Origin of the sequence: Ensifer sp. CCNWLY38, from assembly GCF_037120565.1 — a bacterium.
Lineage (GTDB): Bacteria > Pseudomonadota > Alphaproteobacteria > Rhizobiales > Rhizobiaceae > Ensifer > Ensifer adhaerens_H.
In genome coordinates this window covers 45,396-61,397 of record NZ_JBBBBO010000022.1, presented here as the reverse complement: position 1 = coordinate 61,397, position 16,002 = coordinate 45,396, and the positions used below count along the sequence as shown (strand labels likewise).

Genomic DNA, 16,002 nt, shown 5'->3' with positions numbered 1-16,002 from the left:
ATGGTTGCTTACCGTCCCCAAGTCTCGTTTTCACTCCTGGCAGCGCTGGCGATTCTTGCCGGCTGTAGTCAGGATGCAGGCGCAGGTGAGACCACCAGGCCGCGGCCGGTCAAGTCCGTTGCGGTGAGTGCAGCGCACGCGCAGCTAGTGCACCTCCCCGGGATCGTCCAAGCCAGGGTTGAGACTGATTTTGCATTCCGAACCTTGGGACGCGTCGTGTCGCGCAAGGTAAATGTCGGCGACCTCGTGCGCGCCGGCGATGTCGTTGCTGAAATCGATCCGCTTGCTCTTGAGCTTGCGGTCCGCAGCGCCGAGGCCGATCTGCGCAACGCTGAAGCGCAGTTCGAGAACGCCTTGTTGACGCAAGACCGCAAGCGGAGGCTTGCTTCCACGAGCGCCGCGAGCACCGCGGATCTGGACCTTGCCGATCAGGCACTGAAGTCGGCCTGGGCCGGCGTCGGCAAAGCAAATGCCAGCCTGGAGAAGGTGCGCGAGCAACTTGGCTATGCCGTGTTGAAGGCCGAGTTCGATGGTGTTGTGACCGCGACCTGGGTCGAAGTCGGACAGACGGTAACTGCTGGCCAGCCTGTCCTGAAACTCGCGCGTCTCGATCAGCGCGACGTAGTCGTCGACGTTCCCGAAGCTTACCTACGATCGTTGCGTCTGGGGGACCGAGCGGACATTGCCCTTCAACTCGATGACGCGCTGCGGACCTCCGGCGTCCTGCGCGAAATCGGCCCGCAGGCGGATGCAGGTACTCGTACTCATCGACTGAAAATCGCCATCGATCAGGCGCCGGAAGTCTTCCGGCTGGGATCGGTAGTGACCGCGGCACCAGCTGACGTCCGGCAAGGGGCGGCGATCGACGTACCGGCAACGGCCGTCGTCAAGAAGGACGGCGCCGACCGTGTCTGGGTGGTTGACCCGGAGACACACACCGTCTCGCTCAGAGCCGTGCGGCTCGACGGCTCCTCCACGGACATCCGTTCTGTCCAAGTCCTCTCCGGGCTCAAGGATGGCGAAGAGATCGTCGTCGCCGGCGTGAATGAACTTGCCGAGGGGCAGAGTGTGAGAACTGAACAGGATAATCGCCCGTGAACAAATTCAATCTTTCTGATTGGGCGCTCGAGCACCGCTCGCTCGTCTGGTATTTCATGATCATCTTCGCAGTGGCGGGAGCTTTTGCCTATCTAAGCCTTGGCCGTGAAGAGGATCCATCCTTCACAATCAAGACGATGGTGATCCAGGCCCAATGGCCTGGCGCCTCTGCCCAGGAAGTGACGCAGCAGGTTACCGACCGCATCGAAAAGAAGCTGCAGGAACTCAACAATCTCGAACACACCCGCAGTATCACAACCGCCGGCCAGACGATCGTCTTCGTCGATCTGTTGCCCGATACGAATGCGAAGGATGTAAAGCCCACCTGGTCGCGGGTGCGCAACCTGATCGACGACATCAAGCACGAGTTCCCTCAGGGCGTCATTGGTCCGTTGTTCGATGACCAGTTTGGCGATGTCTACGGCAATATATTTGCCTTTACCAGCGACGGGCTCAGTCACAGGGAGCTGCGGGACTTCGCGGAAGACGCCCGTACCCAGATCCTCAAGATTTCGGATGTCGGCAAGGTCGACATCGTCGGCGCGCAGGATGAGGTCATCTATCTTGAATTCTCCACCCGCAAGATCGCGGCCCTCGGCCTTAATCGCGCCGACATCATTTCCACGCTGCAGGCGCAGAACGCCGTCACCCAGTCGGGTTTCATTCAGACAGGACCGGAACGCGTCGCATTGCGGGTCGGAGGACGCTTTATCTCCGAAGACACCTTGCGTGGGATCAACCTCCGGGTAAACGACCGGTTCTTCCCGCTGACAGACGTTGCTAATATCACGCGTGGCTATGTCGACCCGCCGATCTCGTTCTTCCGCTTCAAGGGGAAGCCGGCCATCGGTCTCGCGATTGGTATGAAGACCGGCGGTAACCTGCTCGCCTTCGGCGACGCGCTCGAAAAGACGATGGCCGCGATCGTTCAGGATCTTCCGGTCGGCGTCTCGGTCGAACAGGTATCTGACCAGCCGAAAGTCGTTCACGAGGCTGTAGGTGGTTTCACGAAGGCCCTGTTCGAGGCGGTCGCCATCGTGCTCGCGATCAGTTTCATCAGTCTCGGTTTCCGGGCAGGCCTGGTCGTGGCAATCGCGATCCCGCTGGTTCTCGCCATCACCTTTATGGTGATGCTCTATTCGGGCATTTCCTTGCAGCGAATCTCGCTCGGGGCGCTCATTATCGCACTCGGTCTTCTCGTCGACGACGCCATGATCGCGGTCGAAATGATGGTGGCACGGCTGGAAATGGGTGACAGTCTCAGGAAGGCCGCCACCTACGTCTACACGTCCACGGCCTTTCCGATGCTGACCGGCACGCTTGTGACCGTCGCGGGCTTCATACCGGTCGCCTTCAACAAGAGCAGCGCCGGGGAATTCACCTTCACCCTCTTCGTCGTCATCGCCGTATCGCTCGTCGTCTCCTGGATCGTTGCCGTCCTGTTCACGCCTCTGATCGGCGTTACCTTGCTGCCGAAAACCATGAAGAAGCATGCCGAACACAAGGGCCGGTTCGCGAGGGCATTCTCGAGCATGTTGCAACTCTGCCTGCGCTGGCGCTGGTTGACGATCATCGCCACGGTTCTCCTCTTCGCGGGATCGCTCGCGGGCCTGACGATGGTGCCACAGCAGTTCTTTCCGAGCTCTGACCGGCCGGAACTGATCGTTGACTGGAACCTGCCGCAGAACAGCTCGATTGCCGAAACGAGTCGTCAAATGGCTCAGTTCGAGCGCGAGATGCTGGCGGGCAACCCTGCGGTCGATCACTGGTCGACATATGTTGGAAGGGGCGCGCCGCGCTTCATCCTTTCCTTCGACGTGCAGCCGGCAGACGTTTCCTTCGGTCAGACCATTATCGTCGCCAAGGAGCTCGACGCCCGCGACAAGCTGAAGCAAGAAGCGGAAGCTTACCTTCAGAAGACCTTTCCCGGCACTGACGCCTATGTGAAGCTGCTAGAAATCGGACCGCCGGTCGGCAAGCCGATTCAGTACCGCGTGTCCGGCGAAGACCTCCAGACGGTGCGCGACCTGGCACAGAAGCTGGGGTCTGTCATCGGTGCCCATCCTTCCCTCAAGAATCTCGCCTTCAACTGGAATGAACCGGCACGTGTCGTAAAGATCGACGTGCTGCAGGACAAGGCGCGGCAGCTCGGTGTCTCGTCCCAAGACATCGCAATGGCGCTCAACACCGTCGTACAGGGTGACGCCGCAACGCAAGTGCGGGACGACATCTATCTGGTCGATGTCGTCGGTCGTGCCTCGGAAATGGAGCGCGGCTCTATCGATACGCTGCTCGACCTGCAACTGCAGAGCAGCAGCGGTCAGTCGGTTCCGCTCTCATCGGTCGCAACGTTCCGCTACGAGCTCGAACAGCCGACGATCTGGCGGCGCGACAGGGTCCCGACCATCACGATCAAGGCCGGAATCAGTGATACGACACAGCCGGCGACCATTGTGAAGGCGCTCGCCGACAAGGTTGCGGCGTTCGAAAAGACAATGCCGGTTGGCTATTCCGTTGCAGTCGGCGGTGCGGTCGAAGAAAGCGCCAAGTCGCAGGGTCCGATCGCCACGGTGGCCCCGGCCATGCTCCTTATCATGGCGACCCTGCTGATGATCCAGCTTCAGAGCTTCCACAGGCTCTTCCTGGTCTTCTCGGTTGCGCCCTTGGCGCTGATCGGTGTCGTCGCGGCGCTGTTCATGAGCAATGCCCCGCTCGGCTTCGTCGCCCTCCTGGGCGTGCTGGCACTCGTCGGCATTCTCATCCGCAACTCGGTGATTCTGATTGTGGAGATCGAGGAATTGCGAGCCGCGGGAAAGTCGCCCTGGAAGGCGGTGGTGGAGGCGACCGAACACCGAATGCGGCCAATCATGCTGACGGCTGCAGCCGCAACCCTGGCGCTGATCCCGATTTCGCACGAGATATTCTGGGGACCCATGGCCTATGCGATGATGGGCGGTATCGTCGTGGGCACGGCACTGACGCTCCTCTTCCTGCCGGCGCTCTATGTCGCCTGGTTCCGGATACCCCGTGAGATCGAGGAGGGCTGACATGACCGGTTCAACGCCTCCCGACCGCCCGCGCAGCATTTGCGCTTTGCAATGGATCGGCCGCAAGCGGCCGATCCTCACGACACATCGAACAAAGCCTCGACAGGTGCTCCCCGCGCTGGTGATAGTGTCCGTCGTCATAACCGGCTGCGCGACCCGGGTGGAGAACGTACTTCAACCTCATCAGGCGGCAGCCAACGAAGCCAGCCGGGTGAGCATGCTGGTGGCAACGACGCGAAGGCCATCCGACGATCCCGGCCGCCTCTATTCAGGCGAGCGTGGAACGGCGATCTCGCTGAATAACCTCACCGTCTCCATTCCTCCGGATCGAAACCGCAAGATCGGCGAGGTGCAGTGGCCCTCACGCGTTCCGCCGAATCCGGAAAAGGAGTTTGCAGTCCTTGAAGTCGGAAAGGTTGCGACGGAAGGGCAGGCTCTCGCATGGTTTCGCAAGAATCGGAACGCCAAGCGGCAGGTGCTCATCTTTGTTCATGGCTTCAACAACACCTATGCTGACGCCGTCTTTCGTTTCGCCCAGATCGTGCACGACTCGGGCACTGATGCGGCCCCGATCCTCTTCGCCTGGCCATCGCGGGCTCGCGTTTTCGACTACCTCTATGACAAGGAGAGCGCCAACTACTCTCGGCGAGCCTTGGAGGACCTGATCCTTCAGGCCACACGAAGCCCCGATGTCGACGAAGTGACGATTCTCGCGCATTCGATGGGGACCTGGCTCGCGGCGGAGGCACTGCGCGGCGTTGCCATGCGCGAAAAATCGATCCCGGCCAAGATCAAGAATGTCATCCTTGCATCGCCGGACATCGACATCGATGTGTTTCGCCGGCAGTTTATCGAAATGGGGCCAAAGCGGCCGCATTTTGCGATTCTGACATCCACACGTGACAAGGCGCTCGAGGTTTCGGGCTTTCTGTCGGGAGGAGTTGACCGGGTCGGAGGAACCGATCTCAGACCCTATGCCGCTGTGCTCGAGGAATTAGGCGTGTCAGTCATCGACACGAGCGCGATTGCGTCAAACGATCCGCTTGGCCACAATGCCTTTGCTGACAGTCCCGAGATCGTGCGTCTGCTCGGCCGGCGTCTGGCCGGCCAATCGATCTCGGGCGGCGAGGAGACGTTCGCGGATCGCGTGGGAGTAGCAGCCGCCAATTTCGCCGGGTCGGCAGCCCGTGTGGCCGTTGCGGCTCCGGTATCGGTCATCAGCGGCGATGCGCGTGAAGTTTTGAAACGCGAACTTTCTCCCTCGAGCGGGCAGATCGTGGATGGGAGGATCGCGTATTGATGACAAGGTCTGCTAGGCAGACCTGTTTTCTGCCTAGCTGCGGTTTGGCGCCCCTTTGCTCGCACGGTCGAGATCATCCAGTCGATCTGCGGCATGGAAGCCTGCAGACGCTCCCAAGCAGGAAACGACGTCGGTATGCGACGTCGTTTCCTGCAGCGAGGATCAAAACGAATACCCCACTTTGAAGGCGGCGCTGACGAGATCGTTGTCCGTAAAATTTCCAAACGAACCCGACGCATCACCGAACTGGTGGTAGCTGATGGCAGCGGTTATTTTCATCCCGTCCTTCGTATAGATGGCCCCAAGCGTGGCGCCCCACAAGCCGTCGGTTGCGTCGAGCGGCCCTTCAGCCGATACGTCGGTCGAGGGCTCATATGTCAGAGTTGTGAAACCCGACCATTGTTCACTGAACATCTGTGCCATGCCGAGCGTGTAGGTCGTCGTGTCGTTGAAGTGGACGAGTGATCCCAAAGGGTAGCCCGGCGGATTGATCGTGTGTTCGCTCCAATCGGCCCAGCGAACTGTCGCGAAGAGCAACGTGGAAAGGCTGATCGGCGCCTGGAGATGGACGTTGACCGATTGCGGGGTCTCGACATCCGTGGTCCCTTGATAGGCACCGGACGTGTCGAAATCGTAGTCGATCGCGGAATTGTATGTGAGTGCGATCCGGACACACCTCTCCGGGATTTCAAAGGCCGCCCCAACCACGTAGCCCGCCGCCCAGGTGTCGTCAAAGGTGACATTGCCAATACCGGCGGGCACGCCGCCTGCGAAAACTGAGATATCGGTGTCGCCACCCATACGTTGCAGTCTGGGTCCGCCGAAGACGCTGAAACGATCCGTGAGCTTGTAACGCAGTAAACCTGTGACTGCGATCGACTCGACTTTTCCCGACAGGCCGGACAGCGGCCCGCTATCATACTCGACCCTGCGCCCATAAGGATTGTCTACGATGACCGCTCCTGAGAATTGTTCGTTGATATCGCCCTTGAGGGCGCCATTGTAGAATGGAACCGAGGGCGCCGTATCGCCCGAAGCAAACGGGGGCCCGACGGCAATGATTTGTCCCCCCACGTTCGGACTGCCAAAGCCGAGCCCGAATTCGACATAGCGTCCCGTCTCGAAAAGGGCTTCATTCGGCTGCCCCAGGAGATCGAAGCCTCCTCCCATCGCCGGTGTGACGAAAAGACAGCTGAACAATCCGGTCAACAAATTATTAGATTTCATGCGGGTCTCCCTCCTCCGAGACGTGTCGCCTTTCCGCAAAGCCCAAGGAAATGCGCATTGCTCTCCTTGCCTGCAGCCCCCCTGCGCGTTGCCGGCTGCTCCAGGTCAAGGGTCTAGACCAGGAGGTGACACTCGAGCCCTTCACACCTCCGCCGATTAGGCTGTGGTGCGAGCGGCGAGGGCGTGCGCGTCCTGGTCTCGCCGAGATCAGGCGTCCAAGATTTCGAGCAACTGCCTGCCAAAATCGACGGCGCTGTCATCGGTGCGCATTTCGGCGCGCATAATGTCGCCCGGTGCGAGGTAACGTCCGTGCGCGGTCGCTTCCTGGATGATCGCTTCCTTGCGCTCCGAATCCTTGAAAAGCTTGGTCGTCAGGATTTGGGCGAGGGGGGCGCTAGCTTGCAGGATCACGCCGCCCGGCGTCCCCGTCAGGACCAGATCGCCCGCAGCCAGGTCCATCAGAGACGCAATGTCGTTGAGGCAGGTTTCCGGGCGAAAGACGAAGTCCCGGGAATGGGCCGACTGCCGCAGTTCGTCGTTCAGCCAGAGACGGATCTCAATCCTGTCGAGCAGATCCGCCACCTCGTCCGCTTCGGGAATGACCAGCCACGGGCCACAAGGGCAGAAGGTACGGGCGCTTTTGCCGCGGAACCACTGCAAGAAAGCTTCACCGAACATGACGTCGCGGGCTGATACGTCGTTGCACAAGACGAGTCCGCCGATGAAATCGCCGAGGGTCTCTCGGGTGACGTGGTCGCCTGCAGTTAGTGGTCGCTTCAGGACAAGACCAAGTTCCACTTCGTAGTCGAGCATCTGACATCCTGGCGGCCGGATGACGGGATCGAACGCTCCGGACAGCGACGAGGCGGCCTTCATGAAGAGCAGGTTCTTCTGGCGTGGCGCATGCCCCGATTGATCCGCGTGATCTGCATAGTTCAGACCCTGGCAGACGATCTGCGCCGGCGCTGTGACGGGGCTCAGAATGGTTGCAGAGCTGATCGGCAACCGTTCAGCGCCTGCCCGCTTCTTGAGCTCAGCGGGAGGAAGGCGCAGGATGTCGGCAGTTGAGACGAAGGTGCCCTCGAGCGGCGCGATCTCTTCTCCGTCCAAAATTCCCCACAAGGGTTCTCCGCCGATCGTAAATCGGGTCACTTTAACTACCATTTCATTTTCTTTCTCTGGAAGGGCCCCTTCGAAGCGGCTCGAATGTCCGCTCACGGCGCCTTTGAAGGTCGGTGCGGCGTTAGGCGCGGTCCTTGCCCTTGAGGTCCCCGTATCGCGCGCGATAGTTCTCGATTGTGTCCATCGCCCCGCAGAATTCGACATTGTGCCAGTCGGGGTCGTAGAGATAGCAGGCCACGTTGCCGCCAGTCTCGCCGTCACCCAAAGGCGGTTCGCTGTTGTGGCGGACTGGACCGTAGTTCAACTGGAATCCCTCGACCTGCTGTTGCTTGGCAAAGGCCAGGACATCCTCCAGTTGGTTTCCCTTCACCTCGAGCGCGAAATGGAAGAAGCTCATGCCCGAAGGTACGGTAATCCTGCCTGAGGGATCGTATTCCTCGACGAGCACGAGGCATTCCTCATGGTCAGTTGCACTCATGTAGCAGCAGCGAATGCGCCACCCTTCCTTGAACGGATGCGGCTCTGGCTCGCAGGTGCGGCTATGGATCATGCCGGCAACTTTCTCGTACCAGGCCCGGCTTCGCGCGATGTCGCGCACATAGATGGAGAGCTGCCCGATATGAGAAACGAGCGAAGGCTTGAAGACGCCGTAGTCCTCAGTCTTGTTGGAGAATCGCCGCTTCGTCAGCGTCGGCCACAACAGCACCATCTCGCGAAACCATTTCCGTTTCAGGAGGCCCGCGAAGCGTAGCTTGAATGGGGGAAGGACGTTCGGGGGAACGAAAGCGGTACCGCTCATCTGCTGGGCTCCTCAATGATCTCGATCCAGTGCCTGTCTGGGTCCTGGAGGCAAAAAGCACGCGATACAGGGCGCGCGGAGGCGACCATGCGCCCCTCGCGGATCGCTAAGTCCATGTCTCGTGCGCGGCGTCTGACCTCGTCGAATGCCTCTGCGTCCTTCACGGCTAGCGTGAAGTGCAGCATGGAATTGTTGTCCATCTTCAGCTTGTGATGCTTCACCAGGCAGATGTCGTGATGGTGGAAGCCGAACGAGAAGAAATGCATTTCCTGCTGCGACAAACGCATCGCGGCGCTGCTGTCCGGATGGTTGAGGGCGGAGAACTGCAGGTCGAAGACTTTGATATAGAAAGCCTTTGAGCGTTCCAGGTCGGTAACGTAGAAGACGTGGTGTTGAAGGTTGGTGACGGGGATCCCCGTTGGAGCGTTCATGACTGGTTTCCTGGCTGCTGGTTTACCCACGAGAGTGCTGGCGCCCCGATCTCGTAACGGGCAAAATTGATCGCCATGACTGGATTCCTTTTCTTCTCGCGGCTTCAGAGGAATTGCGCCTTAAAGGCGTAGCGACCCAGTTTTTCGCGGAGCGGTCCTGGATCGCCCTCGGCTGCAATTCTCGCAAGCAGCCCCAGCCGTGCGTCTTGAACGACCGAGAGCGATTCGAGCTTCACGCCGGCCGACGCCGCCTCCTGACGTACGACATCCTCGATCTCCAGCATCGACAATGCTGGCTTGAAGATCTTGCCGACGGGTGTGACGGGCAGCGCGGCCAGAATCCGGACCGATTTGGGATGCGCAGCGCGCTCGGGAATACGGCCGACGGCGTGGGCAAGCAGATCCGCCTCCGTTGCGGTCGCCGCCGGCTTCAACTGAACGTAGAGCACCGGCAGTTCTCCGGCGCGCTCATCGGGCCTTCCCACCGCTGCGGCGAGTTGTACCGCCGGGTGATCTTGCACTGCATTTTCGATAAGCTTGGGATCGATGTTATGGCCGCCGCGGATAATGAGCTCCTTCTTGCGACCCGTCAGCCAGAAGTAGCCATCGGTGTCCCGGCGGGCGAGATCGCCGGTGTTCAGCCAGCGCTCGCCGTCTATCTCAAGCCAGAGCCCCTTGTTGTGTTCGGCATTGATGTAACCGGCAAAGACATTTGGACCGCGGATCGCGAGCACGCCGACCTCGTCCGTCCCGGCGAACTCGGTGAAGCCTGCCGAATCGTCAAGTCTGACCACTGCCATTTGCTGGTAGGGGAGGCGTAGGCCGATCGAGCCGACACGTCGCTCGCCTTCCGGCGGATTGACGCTGGAAACACAGGCGCCTTCCGTCAGGCCGTAGGCCTCCAGAATGCGGATTCCGATCATCTCTTCGAAATTGCGGAACAGTTCCACGGGCATCGGAGCCGCGCCGCAAAAACCGTAGCCGACGCTCGAAATGTCGCGGCCGCCGACCGGCACCTGCAGCAGTGCCGAATATACAGTCGGAACGCCCGAGAAGGCCACGACACGATAGTGTTCGACGATCTCCCAAAAGGACGGAATAACTCCCTCTCCGCGATAGCCCTGCGGCGTGCCCATGACGACATGCCCGCCTTGCGACCACGGGATGAGGCCCGTCACAAGCTGTCCATTGACATGGAAGAGGGGCAGGCCGCAGAAGATGGTCTTGCCCGGCGCTAACACACTTCCGAGGAAGGCTTGGGTGGACCAGGCGTCGAACACTTCCGACAAATGGGTGCGCGCGGCGATCTTGGGCAGTCCGGTTGTGCCGCCCGTGCAGAAGTATGAAGAGATATCTCCGGGATTGGGCATCTCGAAGGTCAACCCGTCGCCGCGTTCCCCGGCAATTTCCTGACGCAGGCTGAGAACGGGGATAGAAAGGCTGCCGACATCCGGAGCCTGTGAGCGTACCTCAGTGGCTTCCTCAGCGGTGCCGCGGAGATACGGGGCGAAACTGACGGTCAGAATTCCTTGCAAGTCCGGCGCATTCGCCGCCGCCTTGATCACCTTCTGCCAGATATCGGTTCCGGGAAAGGGGGCCAGAGTGACGAGCCATTTTGCCTTCCCGGCAATGAGGAGCTCGGAGATCTGTCCCGCTTCAAGCAACGGATTGATCGCGAAGGCGATGCCCGCGGCCTCCCCGCCCCAGATCACGAAATGCGCTTCGGGCAGATTGGGCAGCACGAAGGCCACGACATCATCGCGGCCGATGCCCAGCCGCCGCAGGGCATTGGCTGTCCTCGTGATGTCAGCGAGGAGCTCGGCGTGCGTCCAGACGACGGGATCACGGAAGTTTTCAGACCGCAGAAAGAAGGACAGGGCAAGCTGATCCGGCGCGACAGCGGCGCCGTGCGCAAGCATCTCATAGGTGCTTGCCGGGAGGCTACGCTCCAGCAACGGGATTTGCTCGAATGCCTCAACATCGGGCAATGTGGCAATGGGGCGACCGCCGCCGCCATGGGTTTTCGCGAGCATAGTGATCTTCCTCCCTGTAGGTCCGCCGGCTCACTTGGACAGCGGCGGCAACTCTCAATTGGCGATGCGACGAGCTTCCTCCGGCTCGATCTCAAGTGCCTGGAGCACGAACTCCGCCGCGTCGGAGCCGCCATCCGCCCAGGTCTTATGGCCCTGCAGCACCAGTGGCACTGCAGCGAGACTGGTGCCGGCAATTGTCGCCAGCATTAACAAGGACCCTTCCGGAGGGCATCAACACCGAAGGAAATCAGGACTTCGGGTGTGATGAGCGGGTGCCTGAGATTGAAATTCTTTATCGCTTTGGGTTCCCAGAGTGCCGCAGTTGACGCGCAAAGGCATTCAGCGGCCCGAAGACTGTCCTGTTGTCGAAATTCCTGTGCATCAACGCCCTGTTCGACAAGTTCAGCGACGATGCCCTTAACGCGTTGTGCGTGTGCCTCGAAAGCGGGCCAGCGCTCATCATCGGCGATCGCTAGCAGCTCGAATATTTTGTCCTCATCCCGCATGAGAGCAAGGGCCCGTCCATGCAGCCCCAGCATGAACTGTCGGAGCGTTTCGGCACTTGTAAGGGTTCCGGAGTCGAGTTGGATGACAGGAAAATTGTCTTCGAGCACCCGCGCAACAAGCCTGTCATATATCGCCAGTTTGGAAGAGAAAAAACGATAGACGTTTGCTGGCGACATCTTGAGGTAGCTGGCGATGTCGCACACGTTCGTTTTCCTGGAACCATAGAGGGCGCACAATTTCTCTGCCGCGCTGAGAATACGGGCAACATTCATTCCTCGGCTCTCTTGCCGGCTTGTTCGCCGGTGGGGCATGCCCGAGCGGCAGTTATCACTCTCAAGCATCGGCGCCCCCTCGCGAATCTGTGTCGCCGGGACGGGTCAACCTCAGTTCGCCCAGATAGACGCTCTCGGACAGGACGCAGTCGCGCCAGACGCTGCCATGGGCATGGGACGCTTCGACACGATATGTGCTTCCGTCACCCCGCAAACCGTCGAAGCCAAAATCGCCGAAGCTGTTCGTCGTGGCACTCGCGAGACGCTTGCCTCCCTGGGATAGGGTCACCTCCGCCCCTTCGAGACATTCCACCGCCCCGGCGATGTCGGCGCTGACGCTGCCGCCGATGAAGCATGTCTCCCACCGTTCCAGACCCCGGTACCAGATGCGGGGTTTGGTTCCGAGCTCGGGCTTCTGCACCTTGAGCGCCTCGGTGGCCGCCTTTCGCTCCATGGCGGCGTCATCGAGTTTCACCGCCTCGAAGACGTCCGTCGGACAACTCTGTTGGCAGCGAGGTCGTTGCCAGCCCTGATCGAGCAGGTGGGCATCGAAGATCCAGGTCTGCGGCACCTGCTGCTCCTCGTTCCAGACGATTGCCCGGTACGGGCACGAGCCGAGAATGTCCTTGCGACCCTTAGCCTTCTCTGGATCGATGATAACGATGCCGTCGTCGCGTTTGCGGATGGCGTCGCCCGCATATCGCATGCAGGGCGCGTCATCGCAGTGGTTGCACATCACTGGCAAATAGGTGGTCTCCACCATCGGCGCACTGCCCTGTACGCGGCGCAGGATACGAATCGGGCTCTCTCCCACGGCAGCAGCCGGCGCCGCGTAGCCCGGAAAGTCGTTGCCGACATGTTCGTCCCGGTCCGCGATCACGCAATTGTGGCAGTTCTCGCAGCGGCCGACGTTGATGATCAGATTCCATTTGCTCAAGACTTCCTCCTACGCCGCGCAGCCATCTTGAAGGCGTCCGCGTTCTGCCACTTCTCGATTTGCACAAGGCAGGAATTGGGAGCCATGCTGCTGGTTCCGCGGGTCTGCGACCGGTCCGGGGTAAGGATGTTCAAGCAGCCGCCGACCTCTACGGTCTCTCCTTCAACTTCGATAAGCTGGAACTCGGCGCTGGCCTCATAGGACTTGACGACGCGCGGGGTCACCAGGGCCGAAATGTCGGCGGCGCAGATCACGGCTCCGCGATCGTTGAAGATTTTCACCAGGTCACGATGACCAATGCCGCGGGCGGCGGCATCGGCCGGGTTGATCCGCAGCAACCAGAAGCGATGGCCTGCAACCAAGGCACGGTGGTCCTCGACCTGATTGACCGCGCTGTTCTTGCCATCCATGCTGGTGTGGAAGCTGTAGCGGCTGTGCGTGGCGATCATCTGAAGCGGATAGCGCTCCGTCAGCTCTGTGGTGCGCAGCCCTTCCCAGGAGGGAATGTAACGATTGACCGGCGGTCGATCCGGATTGTCCGCCGTGTTCCGCTTGAGGATCTCGGGCACGAATTCGAGTTTGCCGCTCGGCGTTTGCAGGCCCATGCCGAACTCTTCGGCATACTGGGATGGCATCGGAAGTGGTTCCGGCAGATCCTTGCGCCTGCCCTCGGCGAACCAGCGCATGTCGACGGGCTGGCGCAGTTCCGGCTTTTCGGGCGGCACGACGTAATAGCCCTTGCGGCAGAATTTCTTCCAGGAAATTTCGCCGGGCAGATCTGACGAATCGAAAACCCGCTTAGCCCAGTCGAGTTCGCTGCAGCCTTCGGTGAAGACAGCGCCCAGGCCCAGCCGGGTCAGGATTGCTGTGAATATGTCGTAGTCGGACTTCGACTCGCCCAAGGGCTCGATGCACTTGTGCTGGAGGGTTATGACGCGATGGTTGACCACATTGACGCCGTGGTGGGCGTAGCCTCCGGAATTTGCCCATTCGCCGATGTCCCAGCGCTCCAATGAAGTGCAGGCCGGCAGGATGACATCGGCAAACTGGGCCTCGCCCTCCATCCAGATGGACTGGTTCACCACGAACTCGATGCTCTCGTGCCGATAGGCGTCCACCCAGCGTCCAGATCGTGTCACGGTGCCCAGGGACGATCCGCCGTAGCGGTAGATCATGTGAATTGGCGAGTAGCCCGGCATGGGATAGCTGAAGGGCGCGAACTGGGCCTCCTGAGCCAAGCCGTCCCAGAGATAGCCGGTGGCGTGGCCGTTGATGATCGCGTCGGGCAGTTGCTGGCGCGGCACCATCTGCTTGACGGGATTCATTGTCAGAATGTGCGGCATGCGCTGATAATTGTTGACCGCATTGCCGGTCCACGCCAGGTCCCCGGAAATCCCTCCATCTGCATAGCCCGGAAAATAGAAATGCAGGTCGTGCGGGACCCCGATCTGGAGACCGCCGAAGTTGATGCCCGGCTTGCCCCAGCCCTGCATCGCCATCATCATCACCATGCAGCGCGCCCATTGCGCACCGGTCGCGCCACGGCCTGCGCCGCCGAACCCCGTACCGGTCATGCCGACGGCTAGATAGACCTTCCTGCCGCCCCACTTGCGGGCCAGCGCGCGCACGTCCCTGGCAGGGATGCCGGTCTCGGATTCCTGCCATTCAGGGGTCTTTGGAACGCCATCGGTTTCGCCCTGCAGGTGCGCTTTCCATTCATCGAAGCCGGTGGTTCGGGTCGCGACGTACTCCTCGTCATAAAGGGCTTCCGTGACCCAGACATACATGATCGCCTGGGCCAGAGCCGCGTCGGTCTGCGGCCGGACGGGAAACCAGCGTCCGCCCAGCAACTGGGCTGTCGGATTGCAATGCGGGTCAACATGAACGAACTCGATGCCGAGTTCCTTGGCCCAAAGACGACGCGTCGTGCCCTCGAATCCTGCATAGGCTCCATTGGTGCTTTCGGGATCGCAGGACCAGAAGACGATCATCTCGGCTTCCTTGAGGCAGTCCTCCACCCCGCCATAGCCCGCAGGCACGCCGACCCGCATCGAGTTGCCGAAATGATGCATTGCGCCCCAGTACCAGCCTTCCCAACTGTCCGGATTTGCCGCGACCCGGGTGAAGCCGATCAGATTGGCAAAGCGCATCAGCGAGCTCAGGTAGTAGCCCACGTTTCCCCACTGGTGATGGGACGACATCGGGAACGTGATGGACCCGGGCCCGTGGACGCGCTTCTGCCGGTTAATCTCCGTGGCAACGATGTCCAGCGCCTCATCCCAACTGATCCGCACGTAACCGGATTTGCCGCGGTTATGGGGATTGCGTTCGCCATTGGGATCGAAATCCACCCGCTTCATCGGGTAGAGGATACGCTTGTCCGAATAGACCAGCGATTTCATCGTCAAGGCGTGCGGCGCCACCAGCGCCCGGCGAGGCGGACTGAATTTGCGGCCGCGAGCCTCGATCACCCAGGTGGACGGATCGGTTGCGTCGAACTCGATCGGCGTAACCCGCAGAATGCGTCCATCCTTGACATAGACGAACAGGGGACCGCCGTTGGTGCAGGTGGTGTAGCGGCGGCTGCCATCGGCCATCGGCATCCCCACGGGCAGGCCGGCGGTCTCGCTCATGTTGAGAGTCTGCATGAACCAGACAATCAGTTCGTCAGGCCCGGTGGTCACCACCTTAAAGTTCTTGGCCGCGTGGATGATCTCGCCCTGATCGCGATTGGGCAGCAAGAGTTTCAAGGCGGTCGCCACGTCCTTGAAGCACATGACCACTTCGCCCTCGGCCGCCGTGCCCGGACGGGAGCGGAATTTGCCTCCTCGGATTTCCACGATGCGGCCGATGCTGCCGTCCTGTAGGCCGATCCATACGATGACGTCGCGCTGCCTCAGCCGCTCCCGGAACGCAGGGGCGCGGGAGGCTGTGTGGTTGAGCACTTTGGGCAGGGCAACAAGGATGGTCCTGAGAACCTGCCGGTTCATCCTGGATTTTATGGCTGACATGTTGTGGCGGTCCGCGAGTCGGAATGTTCGATTTCGACGCCGTAGAGAAACGCCTTGATCGCAACACCGCGCGAAGCTTGCAGCTTCATTGGTTGTTCTCCTCCACTCCCATTCCCCGATATTGACCATAAAATCATAATGACTATAAAGTCAATTCGAAAATGTGATATCGAACGGAACTGGAGGGATGAGGGCGTTAGCAGGCCAATTGGTCAGGG

Annotated in this window: 12 protein-coding genes; 3 read left to right on the top strand and 9 right to left on the bottom strand. The window is 60.5% G+C overall.

The features are described from left to right. From V7S54_RS31490 to V7S54_RS31480, 3 genes are read left to right on the top strand one after another with little or no spacing between them, the layout of a single operon-like run. The gene (locus tag V7S54_RS31490) at positions 1-1,098 is read left to right on the top strand and encodes an efflux RND transporter periplasmic adaptor subunit (RefSeq protein WP_065377172.1); all 1,098 of its coding nucleotides are present in this window, start codon (positions 1-3) and stop codon (positions 1,096-1,098) included. Next, positions 1,095-4,145 (top strand): efflux RND transporter permease subunit, encoded by a 3,051-nt coding sequence (locus V7S54_RS31485; RefSeq protein WP_336409812.1) that lies wholly within the window; start codon positions 1,095-1,097, stop codon positions 4,143-4,145. Before V7S54_RS31490 ends, V7S54_RS31485 begins: the two co-directional genes overlap by 4 nt. Position 4,146: 1 nt before the next feature. Further along, positions 4,147-5,445, top strand: a complete 1,299-nt coding sequence (locus tag V7S54_RS31480; RefSeq protein ID WP_336409813.1) for an alpha/beta hydrolase — start codon at positions 4,147-4,149, stop codon at positions 5,443-5,445. Positions 5,446-5,607: 162 nt separating this feature from the next. Here V7S54_RS31480 and V7S54_RS31475 read toward each other — a convergent pair whose 3' ends face one another. From V7S54_RS31475 to V7S54_RS31435, 9 genes are all read right to left on the bottom strand, one after another. Next, positions 5,608-6,672, bottom strand: a complete 1,065-nt coding sequence (locus V7S54_RS31475; protein ID WP_336409814.1) for an OmpP1/FadL family transporter — start codon at positions 6,670-6,672, stop codon at positions 5,608-5,610. Positions 6,673-6,879: 207 nt separating this feature from the next. Next, positions 6,880-7,890, bottom strand: coding sequence for a fumarylacetoacetate hydrolase family protein (locus V7S54_RS31470; protein ID WP_336409815.1), 1,011 nt, complete (start codon positions 7,888-7,890; stop codon positions 6,880-6,882). Positions 7,891-7,915: 25 nt separating this feature from the next. Beyond that, on the bottom strand, positions 7,916-8,593 hold the full coding sequence (locus tag V7S54_RS31465) for a VOC family protein (protein WP_336409816.1): 678 nt from the start codon (positions 8,591-8,593) through the stop codon (positions 7,916-7,918). Then, positions 8,590-9,024: a VOC family protein gene (locus V7S54_RS31460; RefSeq protein ID WP_065377167.1), complete on the bottom strand. Its 435-nt coding sequence runs from the start codon at positions 9,022-9,024 to the stop codon at positions 8,590-8,592. The genes V7S54_RS31465 and V7S54_RS31460 overlap by 4 nt, the downstream gene beginning before the upstream one ends. A 104-nt stretch (positions 9,025-9,128) precedes the next feature. Further along, a complete protein-coding gene (locus V7S54_RS31455; RefSeq protein ID WP_336409817.1) occupies positions 9,129-11,057 on the bottom strand; it encodes an acyl-CoA synthetase in 1,929 nt (642 codons plus the stop codon). Between the two features lie 54 nt (positions 11,058-11,111). Beyond that, on the bottom strand, positions 11,112-11,264 hold the full coding sequence (locus V7S54_RS31450) for a hypothetical protein (RefSeq protein WP_336409818.1): 153 nt from the start codon (positions 11,262-11,264) through the stop codon (positions 11,112-11,114). Further along, complete coding sequence (locus V7S54_RS31445; RefSeq protein WP_336557538.1) at positions 11,264-11,905, bottom strand: TetR/AcrR family transcriptional regulator; 642 nt, start codon at positions 11,903-11,905, stop codon at positions 11,264-11,266. The genes V7S54_RS31450 and V7S54_RS31445 overlap by 1 nt, the downstream gene beginning before the upstream one ends. Further along, positions 11,898-12,773: a 4Fe-4S dicluster domain-containing protein gene (locus V7S54_RS31440; protein WP_336409820.1), complete on the bottom strand. Its 876-nt coding sequence runs from the start codon at positions 12,771-12,773 to the stop codon at positions 11,898-11,900. The genes V7S54_RS31445 and V7S54_RS31440 overlap by 8 nt, the downstream gene beginning before the upstream one ends. After that, complete coding sequence (locus tag V7S54_RS31435) at positions 12,770-15,913, bottom strand: molybdopterin-dependent oxidoreductase (protein WP_336409821.1); 3,144 nt, start codon at positions 15,911-15,913, stop codon at positions 12,770-12,772. The genes V7S54_RS31440 and V7S54_RS31435 overlap by 4 nt, the downstream gene beginning before the upstream one ends. Positions 15,914-16,002: the final 89 nt, after the last annotated feature.

Excerpts from the sequence above, each read along its gene's own strand:
- V7S54_RS31435 (WP_336409821.1), bottom strand. The coding sequence starts at position 15,913 with ATGGTCAATATCGGGGAATGGGAGTGGAGGAGAACAACCAATGAAGCT.
- V7S54_RS31480 (WP_336409813.1), top strand. The coding sequence starts at position 4,147 with ATGACCGGTTCAACGCCTCCCGACCGCCCGCGCAGCATTTGCGCTTTG.
- V7S54_RS31455 (WP_336409817.1), bottom strand. The coding sequence starts at position 11,057 with ATGCTCGCGAAAACCCATGGCGGCGGCGGTCGCCCCATTGCCACATTG.
- V7S54_RS31490 (WP_065377172.1), top strand. The coding sequence starts at position 1 with ATGGTTGCTTACCGTCCCCAAGTCTCGTTTTCACTCCTGGCAGCGCTG.
- V7S54_RS31450 (WP_336409818.1), bottom strand. The coding sequence starts at position 11,264 with ATGCTGGCGACAATTGCCGGCACCAGTCTCGCTGCAGTGCCACTGGTG.
- V7S54_RS31460 (WP_065377167.1), bottom strand. The coding sequence starts at position 9,024 with ATGAACGCTCCAACGGGGATCCCCGTCACCAACCTTCAACACCACGTC.
- V7S54_RS31465 (WP_336409816.1), bottom strand. The coding sequence starts at position 8,593 with ATGAGCGGTACCGCTTTCGTTCCCCCGAACGTCCTTCCCCCATTCAAG.
- V7S54_RS31445 (WP_336557538.1), bottom strand. The coding sequence starts at position 11,905 with ATGCTTGAGAGTGATAACTGCCGCTCGGGCATGCCCCACCGGCGAACA.
- V7S54_RS31475 (WP_336409814.1), bottom strand. The coding sequence starts at position 6,672 with ATGAAATCTAATAATTTGTTGACCGGATTGTTCAGCTGTCTTTTCGTC.